The sequence below is a fragment of the Candidatus Kosakonia sp. 282A-S69 genome (assembly GCF_029433855.1).
GTDB classification, from domain to species: domain Bacteria; phylum Pseudomonadota; class Gammaproteobacteria; order Enterobacterales; family Enterobacteriaceae; genus Kosakonia; species Kosakonia cowanii_A.
Window position 1 is genome coordinate 1,167,514 of the sequence record NZ_JAROAU010000003.1, and the last position, 20,013, is coordinate 1,187,526.

Here is a 20,013-nt window from a genome sequence, read left to right on the forward strand (position 1 = left end):
CCAAAAGCGTGGTCTGCGCGGGCAATGTGCTTTACACTGCGCGCGGCAAAATAGCACAGAACAATGAGTCAACAGGCGGTAAGGCGATGAACGGAAAAATCACAACCTGGTTTAAAGAGAAAGGTTTTGGATTTATCAAAGATGAGAACGGTGAGAACCGCTATTTCCATGTGATCAAGGTCGCCAACCCAGAGCTGATTAAAAAAGATGCGGCGGTGACGTTTGAGCCCACGACCAACAATAAAGGGTTGTCGGCCTATGCGGTAAAAGTGGTGCCGGACAGCAAGTATATTTTTATCGTCGGCGAGCGCCTAAAGCTCACCTCGATCAAATCCTATGTTGTCTACAGCGAAGAGGTGCCTGCTGATACCCGCATTGATAAAGAGAACCCGGTGCTCTCTGTAGGGGTGCTGATGAACAGCATCCGGCCAAAATCTGATATCAAGCCAGGCGAGATGCGCTCGCTGAAAAAGCTGGCGATCACCACCTTCCAGGGCTCAACGCTTATCTTTACGGAAGATGAGATCGATATCGACGCGACGGTGAAGTTGCTCAAAGTTTGACGTTATCTGCTGCTTTTAAGGATCCCTTATGAACCACGATATTCCGCTGAAATTTTATGACATCGCCGATGAGTATTCGACGGAGTCCGCGACGCCGGTGAGCGACTCTGAGCGTGACGCGGTGGCGCACTACTTCCAGCTGCTGCTGAACCGCTTGTCCAATAATGAAGAGATCAGCGAGGAGTCGCAGCAAGAGATGGCGCGCGAAGCCGGTCTCAAAGAGAGCCGCATTGATGAGATCGCCAACTTTCTCAATGAGTGGGGCAACGAATAACGCGGCGTAAGCTGCGGTTTTCCCTGCACAGAAACGCAAAAAGCCCGCGCAATGCGGGCTTTTTCTTATGTCATATCAGGTACCGATAATGCCGCCATCGGATTTGGTGATCACCACCGTGGAGGAGCGCGGTCGGCCATCGGCTTTAAAATCCGGCCAGTTAGAGATGGCGTGCGGATTATTAGGATCGGTGATGTCATCACCCCCTTCACCGGGGTGCTGGATATTGATAAACAGCGTGCGGTTATCCGGCGTAAAGGCGATACCGGTAATTTCACACCCGCGCGGCCCGGTCAGGAAGCGGCGATAATCATTGCTGCCCGGAATGGTGGCCACCATCTGGTTATTTCCCATCCCTTCATAGGCTTTTTTATTGATGGTGCTGGAGGAGACATCGGTCTGGATCCAGAGCACGCCGCGATGATCGAAGGAGAGCCCGTCCGGGCTGCCAAATTCCGCACCCTGCATGGAGCCTTTTACCTTCGCATCGTCGCTGTCCGTGCGCCCGGCCAGCACCAGGATATCCCATTTAAATGTCGCGGACGCCGGATCGGCGCTCTCTTCGCTCCAGTGCATGATGTGCCCAAACTGGTTATTGGCGCGCGGGTTGGCCGCATCCACCGGTGCTTTACCCTCTTTACCGCGATCGGAGTTGTTGGTGAGCGTGCAGTAGACGCTGCCTTTCGCGTGGGTATCAACCGCGATCCACTCCGGGCGATCCATTTTAGTTGCGCCGACCTTATCGGCAGCAAGGCGGGTTTTGATCAGCAGATCGCCCTGGTTGTCGAAGCCGTTGCTTTGATCAAGCCCGTTTTTACCGAAGATTAGCGGCAGCCAGTCGCCGGAGCCATCTTCATTAAATTTCGCGACGTAGAGCGTGCCCGACTCCAGCAGTTTCATATTCGCCTGACGATCGCTCGGGTCATATTTGTTATCAGAGATGAATTTATAGATGTATTCAAACTTCTGATCGTCGCCCATATAGACCACTACGCGGTTATCTGCTGCCAGCGTGACTGCGGCACCTTCATGCTTGAAGCGGCCTAAGGCAGTATGTTTGCGCGGCGTGGAGGTTGGATCGTAGGGGTCAATCTCCACCACCCAGCCGAAGCGGTTCGGCTCATTGGGGGTTTTGTCGACGCTGAAGCGCTCATCCACTTCGTTCCAGCGGTAGGACTCATCGCTGTCGCTGATACCGTAGCGCTTCTCCAGCGCGTTAAGCGGGGCTTTCTTCACAAAAATATCCGACCAGTTCTCTTCACAGGTGAGATAGGTGCCCCACGGAGTACGGCCATTGGCGCAGTTCTGCATGGTGCCCAGCACCTTTTCGCCCTGCGGATCTGCGGCAGTTTGCATCAGCGGCTGGTGACGCGCTGGGCCGCTCAGTTGCATCGGCGTATTGACAGTAATGCGACGCGCAAACGTGGAGGGGCGAACCACCTGCCACCCCGCGTTATCTTTTTTCACCTCGATAACCGACACGCCCATGGCGTTCTGTCCTTTACGCGCCTTATCGAGATCCCAGTTGGCGGTACCATCTTTAAACAGCATGCCGTTATCAATGTACTCATGATTGAGCGCCAGCAAACCGTGCGTCGGGCTCTCTTCGCCCTGCGGCAGGCTAAACCACGCCATGCCGTCATGGTGCATGCCGGCCTGCGCCGCCTGCTCATCGGTGGTGTTGCTGGCGTCGAGTTTAAACTCCGGCAAATTGCCCTTTAAGCCGACGGCATCTCCCCAGCGATAGAAAGGTCGAGCGATATAGCCTTCCGGCACCGTGACGTTATCGGCGGTCGAAACGGGAATGCTGGTGAAACCGAGCGACATCGCTTTGGCTAAGGCGGACGGTTTCGCTATTGCCGCGAAGGCGTTCTCAGGCATCAGTAACGAGGGGAATGAGACGGCAGCGCCAGCGACCATCCCCATTTGCAGAAAGCGGCGGCGGGAGATAAACGCGCTGACGACGTCAGAAAAAGCGGTGTTGTGGCTTGTGTTGCTGATCTCATCGCTGTGCTCTTGTTTGAACACCGACTTAAGGGGTCTGCTCATATCGTTTTCCTGTGATTTCCATAGGCTTGCGTCACAATGGAGAGCAGTCTAAAAAACATTTGTTACAAATTTATAACGTTAGTGCCACAGCGGCCTAATAAGACGAGTTTTTTGGGAAAGAGGGGGGAGTAAAACGCGAAAAGCAAAAAGCCCGCTAAAAAAGCGGGCTTCTTAAATCTGGCTCCTCTGACTGGACTCGAACCAGTGACATACGGATTAACAGTCCGCCGTTCTACCGACTGAACTACAGAGGAATCGTGTGAACGGGGCGAATACTACTGACCCCGTACTTTAGTGTCAACACTAAAATTAACATGCTGATTCAATTGGCTAATTAACATCCAGGGCTGCAATTAATGCACCGGATTCGCCTGTTCACCGCGGCTACCTGGCTGACCGCGCAGGCGGCTTAACGGATCCTGCTGGTAGAAGTGGCAGAAGCGCTGCCACAGTGCGGGAAAACGTGGAGCAAACAGTTCTGGCGCACTAAAGAAATACTCGGAGAGCACCGCAAAACATTCGGCAGGATCGGTGGCGGCATAGGCATCAATACTGGCTGCGCTTTCGCCGACCAGATCGATCTCATCCTGAATGTTCTCCATTGCGGCACGTAGATCGTGCTCCCACGGCGCCACATCGCGCAGCGGGATGAGGGGAATGCCGCTGGCGCGATCGCCATTGCGCATATCAAGCTTGTGCGCCACTTCATGAATAATCAGGTTATAACCGGAGGCGTCAAAGGAGTCCTGAATGTCGAGCCAGTTGAGCACGACAGGACCCTGCTGCCAGCTCTGCCCGGAGTGAACCATGCGCTGGTTATGCACGAGGCCAAAATCATCTTCCCACTCATCATCGACGATAAAAGGGGCAGGGTAGATCAGCACTTCATGAAAACCATCCAGCCATTCGAGGCCCAGTTCCAGCACGGGCAGGCAAAAAAGCAGGCTGATGCGGGCGCTTTTCAGCCCGTCCAAATCGAATCCCTGCAGCGGTACCAGGCGCTTTTGCTGCAAAAAACGGTCGGCCAGCTGAACCAGTTTGCTTTGCTCATCGGGCGATAAATTCGCCAGTACGGGAACGTTTAACGCATCTTGCCAGGGAAGATCTGCTTCATCGGCAGAGTCCCGGATTTTCCAGGGCCACTTAATCATCGTTTTGCTCGCAAACTCGCCACTTGAACCCAATTAACGGTACAGGGTCTGTTAAAATGCCAAATTACCTGGCATGATGGCAACCATCTGAACGGAGAGATGCCGGAGCGGCTGAACGGACCGGTCTCGAAAACCGGAGTAGGGGCAACTCTACCGGGGGTTCAAATCCCCCTCTCTCCGCCATTATTCAACCACTTACGCGCTTCGCTTTCCACGATGCTCGTCACAGTTACTTCCCCGACAGCGCATTCGCACAATTTATAACCTTCCTTTAACAATTCCGCCAGTAGATGCCTCTGCACTGCGGGAAATAAATCCTGCGCTTAGCCGTCTTATTCCTTTTGCTGCTTTGCTAATACGATAAAGCTATAACAATATTGCAATGGGTATTTTCTTTCTTATCAGTAGGTTAATCGACTAAAAGGCGCTGTCGTTGATTTGAAAAAATCCGATTCTCTCCCTCGTTATGCATTAAAAGTATCAATATTGTTGATATATCTTTAATTCATATTTTCAGGCGATATGATGTGGGAGAACTCTGAATAGTGAGAACGTTTCTTATTCACCATTCCCGACCAAAAAAGGAAAACGAGATTATGGACGATTTCGCAGTTCGTAGCGCAGGTGGAAAACTGGCGCTATGGGTCTTCTGGATATTCTGCCTCTATTTTTGCTGGTCTCTGGCAAGCAATCTCTGGCTTGTTGGCGCGGCTGATATCGCATCAGGTTTTGCCAGCGGCGCGGCACGATCCGTTGAGAGCGGGTTGAACACGGTGTCAGGCATCGTTGCATTAAGTGCGGTTGGTGCGATACTGGGCGCCATTGCCTGGTATACGCGTCCACGTGATATGCAAGCGTGACGTCGGGGCACCACCGTTTTCACAGGATGATGCATGTCTCTTTTCGAATGGCAGCAGCGCTTCGACCGCTGGATGACGCAGCACTTTTCCCACGCCGATGCTGCCCACGATCTCGCCCACTTTCGCCGCGTATGGCAAACGGCGCAAACGCTGATGGAGGGCGAGCAGGTTGATGCGCTGGTGGTGCTCACCGCCTGCTACTTCCACGACATTGTCAGCTTTGCCAAAGATCATCCACTGCGTCACACCTCTTCGCAGCGGGCGGCACAGAAAGCCGCCGCCATCCTCGCTACCCATTTTCCCGGCTTTCCCGAAGCCAGCATACCCGCGGTGCGCCACGCCATTGAAGCGCACAGCTTCAGCGCAGCCATCGCTCCGCAAACGCTCGAAGCGAAAATCGTGCAGGATGCCGACCGGCTCGAGTCCCTTGGTGCAATTGGGCTGGCGCGAGTTTTCGCCGTCTCCGGCAGTATGGGCGGTGCGCTGTTTGACGGCGACGATCCCTTTGCTGCCAGACGTGAACTGGACGACAAGCGCTTTGCCCTTGACCACTTTCGCTGCAAGTTGTTAAAGCTGCCAGCCACTATGCAGACCGCCAAAGGCCGCGCGCTGGCCGAGCATAACGCTGATTTCCTGGTACACTTTATGGCAAAACTGAGCGCCGAGTTACAGGGCGATTTTCAGCGTCTTGATGAAGAGGTGCTGCGCCGCTACGGCTCGCGCCCATCCTGAGGAGAGGGAACGATGGCAGACGTGCATGATAAAGCGACGCGCAGCAAGAATATGCGCGCCATCGCCACGCGCGACACCGCCATTGAGAAACGGCTGGCGGGCTGCCTGGAGGCGCTGGGGCTCGACTTTCGTGTGCAGGACGCCACGCTCCCCGGACGCCCCGATTTTATCGTTGATGCTTACCGCTGCGTTATCTTCACCCATGGCTGTTTCTGGCATCACCACAACTGCTATCTGTTTAAAGTTCCGGCCACGCGCACCGAATTCTGGTTAGAGAAAATTGGCAAAAACGTGGCGCGTGACGCCCGCGACTGCGCATTGCTGCTGGATCAGGGCTGGCGGGTCATGGTGGTCTGGGAGTGCGCGCTGCGCGGAAAACTGAAACTGAGCGATGAGGCGCTCAGCGTTCGCCTGGAGGAGTGGATCTGCGAGGGGCAACAGACCGCGCAGATCGACACCCAGGGAATACATGGCGCATTATGATTTGCCATAACGTTAAGGGCTTTTTTTACCCGCCAGGGTGAGCGAGGCCCTGCGTTTAATCAATAATATCCTTAACTACTGTTATAAATTCGGCTTTAAAAAGTAACCTGATTAATTTTATTCATTACGGCAGGTAAACAGGTTGCGCATCATGGTGGCTTAAAAGATATTCAATCTTCTCGCTGCTCAATTATTTGATTAAAACTAATCGGTGTCTTGTTGTGTGGGACGCATGCCATCTGGCGCGCTTTTATTAAAACCAACGCATGTTGTATTTACTGATGAAAAGGGGCTTCGCTCTCTGAATAAGACGCAGCCCGGTGGATTGAAATAATCAGTAATTTCTGTTGCGGAGGTTATATGCCATTTCACAATTTTTTATCAAAAAAAGTTTATGTCCTGTTTGCTGATAATGAAAAGAGGGCTTTGCCCTCTGACGTCGACGCGGATCTGAATGAGGAGGCGTTACTCTGTGATGAGATTATTGACGTTGCGATAGATATTCCTGCGCAGGATCTCCCTGAAGTGAGTGAGCCCACCTGCGGACGCTTATCGCGGCAAAATGAAGAAGCTCAACAGCTAAAAGCAGCTCTTCGTGAGGCCCTGAGCCACAAGATGCCACATCTCATTGCGTATCGGCATCAGGGAGATAACAGATTTAAGCCGGATGCGACCGCCATTATTCGTTTACAGAAAAAGCTCCTGGCCGCGCGGGGTAAAACGGTGCCGGACACGCTTCTCGCCCCCGCTCACCATTTTCTCGATACCCTATTGTCGCTACAGCAAAGCGACGACCCCGCCATTCATGAAACAGAACATCACGCTTTCGATTTAGTGCGCGCGCTCTCCGGTGCGCTGGATGCTATCACTGTCGCCGAAAAGGTAGAGCATCTGGCGTGGGAGGCGCAAGTTGCCGCAACGGCAGATGAGTATCGTAATAGATTGATCGCTGCACTCCCGTCGCACATAACCCAGCGTCAACAGGCGGAGGCGTTACTCCTGTCTGAAAACAATGCGGCAAGCGCGGAGTATCAGCGCTTCGCTCAATTAAAACAGTCGCTGATGGCTGAAAGTCGGCTGACTCGTCAGCGTCTGGCCGAGTGCCTGCAACAGCAGGCCGGAACCATACTGAGTAGTGCCCGTGATGCGCGGTTATACGCGATGGATGTTTTACTTAAGCGGGCGGATCGAACCGCCATGGGTAGGGCTGAGCAGCTTGCAGACTGGATGCAGGAGTATCAGGTCTTTGCGTCCCCTGAGCCTGTCACCCGAAAGCGTGTGCGACAAGGCAATCCGCTGACGAAGGGGCTCAAAGCAACAAACGATCATCACCTGCTGGTTCATCATCTTCTGCAAATGGCCAACCTGCTTGGGAGCCTTACTGTGAGGCTGAAGCAGGTCATAGAGCATGTCGCACCTGACAGTGAGAAAAAAGAGGCGGGTAAGAGAGGATATGGTGCTGAGAGCAGAGTCAGAAACCTTGCCCAGGTGGTAAAAAGGGCCAGTCCTGGCGCGCGCAATACCCTTATCACCACGGGCACAAGGAAAAAGCCCTCCCGCCAGCCAACCCCCACCGAAGCCGTCAACCGCGCGATAAGAGATAGCGCATTGCTTCTGCTTGACGCAATGCAACAGACAGAGCGTCGAATTAAACAGATACCGACCGCAGCAGGAAAAGTGGCAGACGCGGTTGAGCAATATCTGCAAGTGACGGGCTCGCGCGCAGGTGAAGGGGCATTTGCGGAACTTAATCATCTGCTCACCGGGGAGTTAGAGGCAGAAGCAAAGCGCTGGCAATCTCTCGAACAGCACGCGCAGCAGCAGCTGGAAGCCCTTCTCCATCCCCTGACGAAACGCACAGCAGAGGAGTGGGCAGGCCTGTTCCATGGTGCTTTGCTTGAGACACTGCGTGATGTGCGGCAGCGCACTGATGCGGCGAGAACAGAAGATATCGATAACATCCTCCGTCAGACAGCGGAAGGGTTAAGCCAGCTTGGAGGACAAATGCAGGGCGCAGTTGTTCGCCTGGCGAGACGCGGCGACAGTGGCAGGATGGAACTGAATCACCACGTCGCACAGTGGTTAGTGGCGTTAAAGCGGATGAAAGCCGCGGTCAGAAAGAGCGTCAATGATATGACGGGCTGTTTGCTGGGCAGCTTCTCGCATAGTGGGATGTTGATACGCGCCATTAGCGACTGGTCGGCAGAGCTGCGTCAGGAGTACTTACGCGATTTTCCTGTGCAGGAAAAAGCCGAAGCAGCCACCTTATTTGACCGAACGTTGCTGGAGGTTATTGAGGATAGCCGCAGTAACTGGGTAAAAAAATCCGCTCCGCAGGCTGAAGGAGTGATAAGCAGACTAAAACTCGCGCTTCAGCATGCCCCGGAGGGGAGTCCACCCACACCAGCGGAGATATTAGCCGGCGCGCGGAGCGTGCCGAAGGATATTCGGTGCTGGGCTGAGAGAGAGATAACCAGGCGGGCAATCTCAGCGGTGCTCAGAGAGGGTTGTCGTCTGGGCGTCGGGCCATTATCGTTACCCGTGCGCGTATTGCCTGGCGGGGCGCAAAGTGGAAGAGACCCTTTCCTCGGTCTGTCTGGCGGTGATTGCGTTATCAATACAGCGCTGTCGAAAGTTGCGTTTCGCTTAACGATGTCACTCTCTCCAACCGCTGATATGTGCGCAGCGGGAACATATCCGGATAACCCACAGGGTGAGCGACCCGAAGGTATCGGCAAAGCGATCCTTGATTTGCCGAAAGAGCCGGCGTGGACGGCAGGATTTGTCGGCGCGCGCGCCGGGATTAATGCAGCAGTAAGGATGTCTATTGAGCAGGCGCTGGCACAAGAAGTCGCGAAATTCATCTCAGAAACGGCTGTATCAGCCGCGTTGGTGGTAAAACGCACTACACCCTCAGCAGCAAGGGATGAAGCTTCACCCCGACGCCGGTCAAAGCGCGCTGTGGATTATCATCAGGCACCGTCTGCGAACGTTTTCTATCCTGTGCCAGAACGGGAAACAGCAATTGATTCGCGGCTTGCGATTAAAGTAAAAGAGACGTTACCTCTTACCGACAAAGGGATATTACCGGCATCGGAAGTTATCCAGGTATCGTCACTAACCTGCTTATACAGATATAACAAAGCGTTGTACTTATTTATTGGCGGTCGATACTGGCAGTTCGAATATACAGATATAAACGCAACCCCTTTAAAGGGATATATTTATGCTGATAAGCAAGAAAAAGATGAGCATAATCCATCACTACCTGTGTATTTTAATGAAGAGAATAATAGATGGTGTTTTTTGGAAGATGATTATGCTCAGGATGATAAGCATGTTAATCCTGGTGTAAATAGCTACATTACAACTGAGGCTTCAGCCCGGCTTATTGAAGAGGCGGTAAGTTGGCCAGCGCACACGGCTTATACGTATCTCTATATGGCTCACGGAAAACAGGGTCAAATTTATTTTGATGGGCAAAAGTACTCTATCTATCTGCACGATAAATATTGGCCTGTGACATTAAAAGGCGTTAACGAGGCTGCTATCGTGCTCGACGAAACTATGCCTGTAACGATTTACCGTGATGCTGAATCGATGGTCTGGGAAGTAAAAATAGAGCCGGGTTATAAAGGCGGGACGGCTGCATTGCTATCGGATGTCAGGGGCTGGGACGTAAAAGGCTCTTATAATATGTCGCTCTCTGAAGTACCCCGTGAGGGAAGTTTTTACAAAGAAAGTCATGGCCATTTATATATCTATTTTGCCGGTAGGTTTTGGCCCTGCAAGAAATTAAGTGCGGATCTCTGCGGCGTATTTGTTACCGCGTGGGGGATGAAAAAAGTCGTTATTATCAGTGACGTTAATGGTCGCTGGGATTACGCGGATCAGACACAAGTGGAAAAATTTAACGCTTTTTTAGATTTCCAAAAAAGCGTTGGGGTCTCTAAGCTCGAATCTGCAGCGAAACAAAAGATCCATGACTGCCTTACGGCGATTAATTTTGTCTCCTGGGATGATTTAATTAATCAGATAGTCACGATTGTCGACACGGAGTTTCACAAGATCTATTTGCATCCGGAAAATGAAAATCTTATCACCATAATGATGCTCAGAAAAATGATTCTCGACACCCAGAGCGTGGCGAAAGGCATCCTTAAAGGCACAGCATATGAGAGTGCGAACTTATCCTGGAATCAGCAACTCCTGTCCCACTATTGGGATGCGTTCAATATTGATATTACAGATGTCAGTATATTGCCTACCGCGCGCTATGCGCATATTCTGGCTGATGACGCACAGGATAAATGTAACAAATTTAAGGCTTTTTTCGAGAAGGAAAAGAAACGTTTGGCGGAAATTGATGCCCACATTGCTGTGTTAAAAAGGAAAATATGGGATGCAGAAAATAATCCCAGAGAGTATTTCAGCGCCTCGCTTGCGATGTCTTACCATGTAAGATATAGCCAGGATTTCACCCCCGATCTGAAGAAAAAAGAGGGTGAAAAAAACGTTGTGCAAACCATTATTAACAGAATGCAGAAAAAAAGAGATGCCTATAATAAAATTATCCAGTCGTATAAGAAAAAATACCAGGGGTATGAAGAGGGAATAGCGCTTGGGGATAAAACTTTTATCCAGCGACTTGAATTGCAGAAAGATAAATCAGATATTATTACCGCCGCAAAAGAAGCGGTAGCCGAACTGGCACTTAAGGAGGTGAAACTTCGGCAAATCCTTCGCTTCGATGAAGGGGAAAGGGAGCGCAATCAGATTGACACGCTTCGTATTGCCAGAGCAACGGTAAGAACAATATTGGTGCAACAACAGACCTATATCGAGCTGACGCAATTGCTGGAAACAATAAATATAACAATACCCGACGCTGCTGGGACTTATATTGACATTGTTTGGGCGAATAAAGTTACCGAAGAGATATATCCGAAACTCTTTGTTGAGGAAGACAACCCTGCAGCACATGATCTTCTTCCAGCTATGCTGCATTGGATGCAGAAGAATAAAAAGAGTGTTTCACACTTAAAGAATCTTCGTGCGCAAGAGATCATCGATGCCTATGCAAAAAGCCGTCATCTATTAAACCCATTAACGACTGAAAAAGATATACCAGAAGGGTATGTCTCTTTATCTGAATTACTGGATAGAGAATATTTTTCGAGTAAGTGGGATTACAATCAGCAATTTATTCAATATAAAAGCAAATATAGTTGCTATGAAGCAAGCGAGCGAGTCAGGGAGTTGTTAATTATTTCTGGTTTTTCATTGGATGAAATTACAGCAACGATAAAAAAAAGAATTCGCCTCAGTGTCAGAAAGAAAAATAACGTCAGGAATATCCATGCTGGAGAGCTTTTGTTTGTTCAGTTCAAAGACAATAACTGGGTCTTTTTCTCCATTTTTCCTCATGCCACATTCACGCGACGGTTCACTGATGCACAAATGCAAAGCAACCCGTGGCTACAAGCAATTGCTAATCTTGAACCCCATAAAGTTCATAGTCATGGGCTGGAGAGCGTATTTACCGAGGCCTTTTTCAAAAAGCATTTTGGTCGCGAAAATGAAAAGATTTATTGGGACGGCGCGCGACGCGCGGCGAAAGAAAAAGAGGAGCTAATCGATAACATCCTTTACAAGAAAGAGGGTGAAACGGAATATCCTAACCCCTTCGAGCACGCTCATTTTGGTGGTACTGAGTACAATTTTTACAACCATGAAAAGTATCCCAAAGATAATCTTGTTGTTACGCTGAATATTAGTATGAAAGATGCGCTCAACCGTTCGGCCAATAAGCTTAAAGCCGATCTTTATAAGCCATCTGTGCTGCATCGTATTGCATGTCTTTTCATCCCTTTCTATTCCGATATAAATGGTTTTCTCACTGATGATGAATACCAACCGGATGGGTTTGCTCTTATGGCCGACATTTTTAGCGTGGTGTGCGTGGCGACGCAGGCAGGTACAAAAATCAGCGCGCTGATAAAAAATGCAAAAGGGATCGTCACTATCTCGCGCGAAGGGGGAGCGAGAGGTTTAACCGGCAAACACTTATATAGATATATGATTCGTGAGATGGGAAAACAGGGCATTATAAACACTATCGAATTGGGGAAAATAAGTATTAACACGGTATTCGATTTAGTTGATGCGCTTATGCTACGCGATCTCACCGGCTATATAGTATCTAAAGTTCGTGCTGCCATGATCTTTCATAATATTATTCCCGCTAAGTCTGCTGCTCAAACGATTGGCGAAGAGTTTATTCGCATGAATGTGGCGCTGAAAGATATGCAAAAGCAGACCTTGCGGGGCGGTGAGATTTATATAAGTTTCGACCCGAAAACCCGGTCGCGAGTTTATTATATAGAAACCGCAAAAGGTGTCTCTGAAGTGCGCTGGAGCCCGGCAACCAAAGCATGGCGTACTGTTGATCCCCGTGATTCAGGAAATCCTGGACAGATTATGAGCCTTGAAGGGGGAGAATGGGTCGTGGCCCCTGATACTAAAGGTGTCACAGTCCAGCCTGAGATGGGGATACAACCTTTGCGCGATAACCTACCTGATAAAAAAATCTCCTTTAATACCCTTGCTGCAACAGAAACCGAAGGGGTGGATGCGCAAGTTTTACTAAAAGAGCTTTACACCCGCAACGCTATCAAACTCGCGATGAACAATCCTACCGATCGGGGCAAATATTTAATGGCTCAAGTAGGCAATTTCATGCTCGAAAAAGGCTTTGAAAACATTCGCTACCGGGGTATTGCTATTTTTGTTAACCGCATGGATAAAATGCCAACGAATCACTTCGTTGTTATCGGGACTAAAAATAATCGCGACTATGTTTTTGATCTCACGGCAGGCAACTTCTCAAATAAATATGATGAGTTCAATGGCCCTGTTATTCTTCCGGAAGAGCTGTGGGCGCAAAAATACGCAAATATAAACGGTTCTAGTCTTATCAAATACGCTGATTATAGATCCCGCGCAAAAGCGCATAAGATGTTTGGTGTACACAGCGAATATACCAGTCATGGGCCTCAAGCTATTATTCCCAATGCGAAAGTGCTTAGGCGCCCTGAATGGTATTACCCCGATTCGTTAGCGGCAGAGTCAATAGTAGGCAAAAACGCAGATGGAGTAAAAACGATGGTACCCGGGCCCGAGGCAGAAAATAAAGTCATGTCATCGGTGCGCCGTAGCCAGTGGAAAACAGTCACTACTGACGATGCAACAGATTACGCGGTGGGAATATTTGAAAATAGTGAATTACTCAATAAAGAAACAGCGAGTTTACTCCGTCAAAGCATAAAGGGTACGGAAAGAGAGGGGGCGGCGCTCACCGAAGCTTCAGGCTTACTCGAAACGCCACGGCTGATGACCTCTCTCGAAGAGTTGCTGCGCCTGGATAAAGGGGAAATGCTGTTTTTCTGTAAGGCTAACGCAGCCGTGATGACCACCCCGACGCAGCCTTTTCATGTCATGGTCAGCGTCGGTAATGGGCGTTTTGCTGGCATAAATAACAGTATTCTTGATGAGGCGCTTAGCAACGACCCCCGCATTCTACTGGCTGAGCAGCTCGGCGACTTTGCAGGGACGCAGTTCAAACGTAGTGCAGACGGAGAAAGAGTGCAGATCTACGCGGCCAGGCCGACAGGGCTGCTCCTCGCGGACAAAGTGCCATTACGCGACCTGGCCAGCACTATCCCTGCTGGTACGGACAGCCTCAGCGGTTTAACCGATTTACTGGCAAAGTCCGCTAAATTGGCACCCGAACAGGCCCGGGCATTAATGCGGGCGCTTCAGCCAGTGATTGAAAATCCCGCGCCTGTTTATGGCCAGTTGGGTGCCATCGAGGATGTGCTCACTTCACCGGTGAGTATTAAAACAGAGGTGGAGATGATGGCTGTGCCGGAGGGGCACCTTGTGACCTTTATGCGAAGAGGTAAATCAAATGCCGGTCATGTGATGTACAGCCTGGGGGACGGTGAGTTTGTTATCTTCAATCCTGCGCGGCTTGATGCTTCATTAGCCGATAAAAATACCATTATTCACGCCAGCGAAATCCCCGCCGAAGTATTGCGCCGCAACGTTGTTTCTGCCGGTGAAATTTCCCTGAAAAAAATGCGCGTGTCGGCGTTACTGGGATCAGAGGGGGCATTTTCTGTAGAGGGGAGCACACTCGCAATTAAAGCTATGGGAGGACCCGGTGCGGTGAATAGTATGGATGCGCAGGAGCTGGCGGATACTATTCGCGGTTTAGCAAGATGCGAAAGTTCTGCCGTTGATTTATCCAGCATAAGCGAAATTAACTTTTATAGTCATTTTGGTGCGCTGGGTAAGGTGCCCGTCGGCAAGGCGCTGGCCTATTTCCTGGATAAAAAGGTAACGGCTTATCCGGTATTTTATAGCCCTAAATTACAGGGCAACGACGCTTTACTGTCGGAGGCCCGGACATTTTTACCCGAGGATTTATCTGCAGATGAACTTGCTGTACTGATTAAACAGCAAAGTCGCAGTCATGAATTTTGGGAGCATACACGCTCATTATTCGGCGATAAAGGGGCGACAGAAAGCGTGGAGATGAGCAACGAACTGAAAGAACTTTTACTGCAAGTAGCTGATTATATTCGCGGAAAAATTTCGATAGACAGTTTCCTGGATGGTATGACTCACTTTACCAATGGATTGATGATCATGAAGATTGCACTCAACCTTCTCTACAATCATGAAGAGACCGATTTTGACGGATACGTTTCGCTGACGTGTGATGTATTAGGCGCAAGCCGGTTTGGCATGGAGTTAATGATACATTTCCTTGAAAGGTAGCCTGCTGGTTGGACTACAGAGTCGTCGTCACGAATGATGGAAGGAACTCTTCCCCCACTTACCGGGGGAAGAGTTCTTTTTTAATCGCGGCTATAAGCAGTGGGCGTTATTTTTCTGCCTCGCAGGCGGTGACCACCGGACGCGCTGGCAGGAGATACTTGCCGAGCGTGACCAGCACCACCGCAAAAATGATCACCCCCAACGCCAGCCACTCGATTGAGGAGAGGTGTTCATCCGCAAACGTAGTGCCGAGCAGCACAGCCACCACCGGGTTGACGTAAGCATAACTGGTGGCGACGGCGGGCGACACGTTGCGGATCAGATACATATAGGCATTGATGGCGATAATCGAGCCGAACAGCGCCAGGTAGCCGACGGCGAAGAAGCCCTCGACAGGCGGCACGGCGCTCAGCCGTTCGCCGCTGAACGCGGAGGCGGCGAGCAGTACGATCCCGGCGGCCAGCATCTCGATCGCGCCTGCCATCATACCGGTCGGCAGTTCGATGCGCGATCCGTAAACGGAGCCAAACGCCCAACTGAGCGAGCCAATCAAAATCAGCCCGGCGCCCCACGGATTGCCGCTTAAGTTACCGCCGCTGTTAAGCAATACGATGCCGACCAGGCCAATGGCGATGCCCAGCCACTCCAGCTTACGGGTGGCGATGCCAAAAAAGCGGCTGAAGCAGAGAGTGAAGAGCGGAACGGTCGCGACCACCACCGCAGCGATGCCGGAGGGGACATTCTGGTGCTCGGCGACGGTAACAAAACCATTGCCGACGGCCAGCAGCAGCACGCCAATCAGCGCCGCGTTAAGCATAGGACGCAGCGGCGGCAGCTTGTGGCCGGTAACCAGTAGCACTCCCGTCAACAGCGTGCCGGCGCAGAAGAAGCGCGTGCCGGCCAGCATAAACGGCGGCCAGCTCTCAACGCCGATGCGGATAACAAAGTATGTGGAACCCCAGATAATGTAGAGCGCAAAAAGCGCGCCAATCAGCGGTAAAACCTGCCTGAAACGCATAACCCACCACGGGAAAGGATAAGAGGCTTATAGTTAACGATAAAAGTATTTGTCTGGCGAGGGGTTAATCACACTCAACGTGTTAAATATTTGTTGACATTATGTTCTCCCGCTCAACAAGGTTATTTCCGCCTGCTATCTTTTACCGCATACTGTAACGCGTTCGATACTCGCTGGGCGGTTTGCGCAGCTTAATCAAAAAGGAAGACATTTTGGCAGGAAGTAGTCTATTAACCCTCCTCGACGATATCGCCACTTTGCTGGACGATATTTCGGTAATGGGAAAACTGGCGGCGAAAAAGACCGCAGGCGTACTGGGGGACGATCTCTCCCTTAACGCACAACAGGTTACCGGTGTGCGCGCCAACCGTGAGTTGCCGGTGGTCTGGGGCGTAGCGCGCGGCTCACTACTCAATAAAGTGATTCTGGTGCCGCTGGCGCTGCTGATCAGCGCCTTTATTCCGTGGGCGATTACACCATTGCTGATGCTGGGCGGAGCCTATTTATGTTTCGAAGGGGTAGAGAAAGTGCTGCATACCTTCGAAGCGAGAAAGCATAAAGAGAGCCCGGAGGCGCGGCAAAAACGGCTGGAAGCGCTGGCGGCACAGAACCCGCAGCAGTTCGAAAAAGATAAGATCAAAGGCGCCGTTCGCACCGACTTTATCCTCTCGGCGGAAATTGTCGCCATCACATTGGGTATCGTGGCAGACGCACCGCTGCTCAACCAGGTGTTGATCCTCTCTGGTATTGCGCTGCTGGTCACTATCGGCGTATACGGCCTGGTGGGGATTATCGTCAAACTGGATGATATGGGCTACTGGCTGGTCGAGAAGAAGGGCGCGCTGGCGCAGGGGATCGGTAAAGGGCTGCTGTTTATTGCGCCGTGGCTGATGAAGATCCTGTCGGTAGTGGGCACGCTGGCCATGTTCCTGGTCGGTGGCGGCATTGTGGTTCATGGCATTCCTGCGTTGCACCACGCGATTGAGCACTTCGCCAGTACGCAAAATGCGCTGGTAGCGGCGCTGGTGCCGATGGCGGCGAATCTGGTTATCGGTTTCGCTATCGGCGCGATCGTTATCGCGGCGGTGAAAGGGATTAGCCGCCTGCGTGGCGCGAAATAAGCAGCTCCTATTACGCAAAACTGAAGAACTTCGTCTATGGTGAAAACGTTTCACTCTGATTCAGGAGGCAAGTATGGTCTTTGTGGTCAGTGATGAGGTTCAGGCTAAAAAGGGTGGTCCGCGCATGATTGTCACCGGCTACGCCAGCGGTATGGTGGAGTGTCGGTGGTATGACGGCTATGGGGTCAAACGGGAAGCCTTTCGTGAAGATGAGTTAATGCCCGGCAAAGGGCTGCGCATTCACGAAGAAGCATAACCAACGAAACGCCCGGCTCTGCTGGGCGTTTTTCTTGGCAGCCGGCGCGCGACAACAGTTGTTAACCAAACTTTTCAGGGAGCCCCTGTGCGCCACTCCACGTTTAATACTCTTCCCGGGCAAGATAAAGGTGCCGGACGCTATTTCGATCCCACCTGGGTGGTTAACCTCTGCTTTGTGGTCGTCATGGTCTGCTCGACGGTATTGACCTGGCGTGAAGTGATTGTGCTGGAGAATGCCTACGCGACAAGCCAGCGTAGCGCCCTGGAAAATGTCAGCAATGCGCTGGATATGCAGATGCAGGTCGGCGTCGAACGATTGCTCTTTTTCCGCCACACCATGCAGGCGGCACTGCAAACGCCGCTCGAACTTAATATCCTGCGAAAACGCCACGGTGAGTTTGATATCAAACGCGCGCTACCGCAGTGGCAAATCGGTCGCGATAACCCGCGCACGCTGCCGGTTTATGGGGTTTCGGACTATTTTGTCGCGCAAACCGACCTGCTGACCCGCGACAATCCCAATCTGCACAATGAACTGACCGCAGCGATGGAGTTGGGGTATCTGTTTCGTCTCTCCAGCCATGCGCAGATGTTGCCGCGTAATGCCTGGTACGTCTCCCGCGCCGGTTTTTTTGTCACCACCAATACGCAGGCCGATGAGCAAGCAATCCTTCCTGCCTATTACCGTCTGCTGATGCGACCGTGGTTCGCCGGGCAGCGGCTGCGGGAAAACCGGGGGCGCGGCGTGCGCTGGTTTAGCGATACGACGCCGGGTAGCGAACATGAAGGTTTCGTGACTGCCAGCGTGCCACTTGATTATCAGGGGTACTGGCTGGGGGTGCTGGGCGTCAGTTTTCCCATCGAAGCACTCCATGATCAACTGCTGCATGCCAACCCCGACACTAAGCAGGACGAGAAGGGCGATTATCTGCTCTATGACAGCCATCTGAAGCTGCTCACCAGCACTTCCCCCTTTGAAAACGCACAGCACGCCTTTGACGGTGAAGAGCGCGCGCGGCTCAGCGCTGAAATGCAACATGATACCCTGGGCGGCCTGCGCCTCGGCGCGCGCTACGTTAGCTGGCAAAAGCTGAAACATTTCGGCGGCGTGCTGGTGCGTATCCACACCCTGCGCGAAGGGATCACCGGCGATTTTGGGCGTATCAGCATAGCAATGGCCATTTTATGGGTGTTATTTATGACCATGCTGCTGGTGGCCTGGGGGGTGATTCGCCGGATGGTTAAGAATATGTACGCCATGCAGAACACCCTGCAGTGGCAGGCCTGGTACGATCCGCTCACGCGACTCTGCAATCGCGGCGTGCTGTTTGAACGGGCAAAAACCCTTTCCCAGCTTGCCCGTACGCAAAATCTTCCCTTCGCGGTGATCCAGCTCGATCTCGATCACTTTAAAGAGATTAACGATCGCTTTGGTCATCAGGCCGGGGATTTGGTGCTGTCGCATACCGCAGGATTAATCAGCAGTAGCCTTGATGAGCAGCAGGTTGCCGGGCGCGTCGGCGGGGAGGAGTTCTGTATTCTCCTGCCGGGTCGTACGCTGGGTGAAGCCGCCGAAATAGCCGAACGCATTCGCCAGCGTATCGCCAGTAAAGAGATCCTCATTCACAAGCACACGACTATTCGTATCAGCGCCTCGCTGGGTGTCAGCGAGGCGAGTGAGTCGGAGAGTTATGATTTTGAATACCTGCAATCCATTGCTGACAGGCGTCTCTACCGTGCCAAGCACAATGGCCGTGATCAGGTTTGCGCCGAAGATGAGGTGCCAAATAGCTGATTTAATCCCTCGCGCCAGCCCGCCGCGCCCTCAAGCTCGGTGTGGTAAACCCGTTCAGGTGTGTCGCGACGTAGCGCTACGCCTTCGCGGTTGAGGCCGCGGACAACAATCGCGTAATCAACGCTGTCGAGCAGCGGCGCATCGTTCGGGCCATCGCCTAACCCAATGGTCGTGAAGCTTTTACCCGCATAGTGGTGATAGCGTCGCGTCAGCCAGTTGACCGCCTGATCTTTGCCGCCGCGCTCATCGAGCACGTGCCAGAAACGCGCCCCCTGCACGAAGCGTAAACCGAGCTGCGACAGCGCATCGTCAAACGCCGCCATCTGCGCATCGCTGTCACGCCAGATTAGCGTCTCGGAGGCTTCCTGTAACTTGGCCAGCGCCGCCTGCGCAGGCGGCAGGCCGGTCACTTCGGCCAGTACGCTCTCATCGAGCTCAGAAAAGGGGGTAAATTTCCAGCCGTGCGTTTTACGCAACTCGTCCAGCACGCGGGCAATCTCCTCATGAGGCGCTCCGCTCACCAGACGCGGGTAACTCTCATCCTCATGCCAGGACGCATCCAGCTGCACGACCGCGCCATTTTCCGCAATAAACGGCAGGCCCTGCAGGTTCAACATCTTTTGCAGAGCCACCATCTCGGCGGCGGTTTTGCTGCTGCATAAAATGACCGGAATGCCATGTTCACGTAAACGGCTCAGCCAGCCGGCAGCGGCCTGCCATTCGCCGGTATGGCTATCCATCAGAGTGCCATCCACGTCGGTAAAAATCAGTAACGGATCGTCCAGGCTCGGCATCATTGGCTCCTTGAGAACAATAGGGCGCTACATACGCAATGAAGGGGAGGGCTCTCTGGCTAACTGCCTGT

Annotated in this window: 13 protein-coding genes and 2 tRNA genes; 10 read left to right on the forward strand and 5 right to left on the reverse strand. The window is 52.0% G+C overall.

Annotation, left to right across the window (positions count from 1 at the left end):
* Nucleotides 1-86 precede the first annotated feature (86 nt).
* Together PU683_RS11170 and PU683_RS11175 are read left to right on the forward strand one after the other, a co-directional pair.
* The gene (locus PU683_RS11170; RefSeq protein WP_277171517.1) at nt 87-563 is read left to right on the forward strand and encodes a cold-shock protein; all 477 of its coding nucleotides are present in this window, start codon (nt 87-89) and stop codon (nt 561-563) included.
* Between the two features lie 28 nt (nt 564-591).
* Nucleotides 592-837, forward strand: coding sequence for a DUF2543 family protein (locus PU683_RS11175; RefSeq protein ID WP_277171518.1), 246 nt, complete (start codon nt 592-594; stop codon nt 835-837).
* Between the two features lie 75 nt (nt 838-912).
* Here the strand turns inward: PU683_RS11175 and PU683_RS11180 are convergent, their stop codons facing one another.
* The 3 genes from PU683_RS11180 to mtfA form a co-directional block, all read right to left on the reverse strand.
* Nucleotides 913-2,886 (reverse strand): PhoX family protein, encoded by a 1,974-nt coding sequence (locus PU683_RS11180; protein ID WP_277171519.1) that lies wholly within the window; start codon nt 2,884-2,886, stop codon nt 913-915.
* A gap of 178 nt (nt 2,887-3,064) precedes the next feature.
* Nucleotides 3,065-3,140: transfer RNA gene (locus tag PU683_RS11185), tRNA-Asn, on the reverse strand.
* 99 nt (nt 3,141-3,239) lie between these two features.
* A complete protein-coding gene (mtfA, locus tag PU683_RS11190; RefSeq protein ID WP_277171520.1) occupies nt 3,240-4,037 on the reverse strand; it encodes a DgsA anti-repressor MtfA in 798 nt (265 codons plus the stop codon).
* A gap of 93 nt (nt 4,038-4,130) precedes the next feature.
* Between mtfA and PU683_RS11195 the strand changes: the two genes are divergently transcribed.
* The 5 genes from PU683_RS11195 (at nt 4,131) to PU683_RS11215 (ending at nt 14,956) form a co-directional block, all read left to right on the forward strand.
* A tRNA-Ser gene (locus PU683_RS11195) sits at nt 4,131-4,220 on the forward strand.
* Nucleotides 4,221-4,633: 413 nt separating this feature from the next.
* Nucleotides 4,634-4,897 (forward strand): cell division protein DrpB, encoded by a 264-nt coding sequence (gene drpB / locus PU683_RS11200; protein ID WP_277171521.1) that lies wholly within the window; start codon nt 4,634-4,636, stop codon nt 4,895-4,897.
* A 33-nt stretch (nt 4,898-4,930) separates the two neighbouring features.
* Nucleotides 4,931-5,629: a phosphohydrolase gene (locus PU683_RS11205; protein ID WP_277171522.1), complete on the forward strand. Its 699-nt coding sequence runs from the start codon at nt 4,931-4,933 to the stop codon at nt 5,627-5,629.
* Nucleotides 5,630-5,641: 12 nt separating this feature from the next.
* On the forward strand, nt 5,642-6,112 hold the full coding sequence (locus PU683_RS11210) for a very short patch repair endonuclease (protein ID WP_277171523.1): 471 nt from the start codon (nt 5,642-5,644) through the stop codon (nt 6,110-6,112).
* A 360-nt stretch (nt 6,113-6,472) separates the two neighbouring features.
* Nucleotides 6,473-14,956, forward strand: coding sequence for a hypothetical protein (locus tag PU683_RS11215; RefSeq protein WP_277171524.1), 8,484 nt, complete (start codon nt 6,473-6,475; stop codon nt 14,954-14,956).
* A gap of 106 nt (nt 14,957-15,062) precedes the next feature.
* Here the strand turns inward: PU683_RS11215 and yedA are convergent, their stop codons facing one another.
* Nucleotides 15,063-15,974 carry a drug/metabolite exporter YedA gene (gene yedA / locus PU683_RS11220; RefSeq protein ID WP_277171525.1) on the reverse strand — a complete coding sequence of 304 codons (912 nt, stop codon included), beginning with the start codon at nt 15,972-15,974 and terminating at the stop codon, nt 15,063-15,065.
* A gap of 212 nt (nt 15,975-16,186) precedes the next feature.
* Between yedA and PU683_RS11225 the strand changes: the two genes are divergently transcribed.
* The 3 genes from PU683_RS11225 (at nt 16,187) to dgcQ (ending at nt 19,148) form a co-directional block, all read left to right on the forward strand.
* The gene (locus PU683_RS11225) at nt 16,187-17,095 is read left to right on the forward strand and encodes a DUF808 domain-containing protein (RefSeq protein WP_277171526.1); all 909 of its coding nucleotides are present in this window, start codon (nt 16,187-16,189) and stop codon (nt 17,093-17,095) included.
* Nucleotides 17,096-17,168: 73 nt separating this feature from the next.
* Nucleotides 17,169-17,351, forward strand: coding sequence for a YodC family protein (locus PU683_RS11230; protein WP_277171527.1), 183 nt, complete (start codon nt 17,169-17,171; stop codon nt 17,349-17,351).
* A gap of 87 nt (nt 17,352-17,438) precedes the next feature.
* The gene (gene dgcQ, locus PU683_RS11235) at nt 17,439-19,148 is read left to right on the forward strand and encodes a cellulose biosynthesis regulator diguanylate cyclase DgcQ (RefSeq protein WP_277171528.1); all 1,710 of its coding nucleotides are present in this window, start codon (nt 17,439-17,441) and stop codon (nt 19,146-19,148) included.
* Here dgcQ and PU683_RS11240 read toward each other — a convergent pair.
* Entirely contained in the window at nt 19,112-19,942 is an 831-nt protein-coding gene (locus tag PU683_RS11240; protein ID WP_277174274.1) for a mannosyl-3-phosphoglycerate phosphatase-related protein, read from the reverse strand. The two genes, dgcQ and PU683_RS11240, sit on opposite strands and share 37 nt — an antisense overlap.
* Nucleotides 19,943-20,013: the final 71 nt, after the last annotated feature.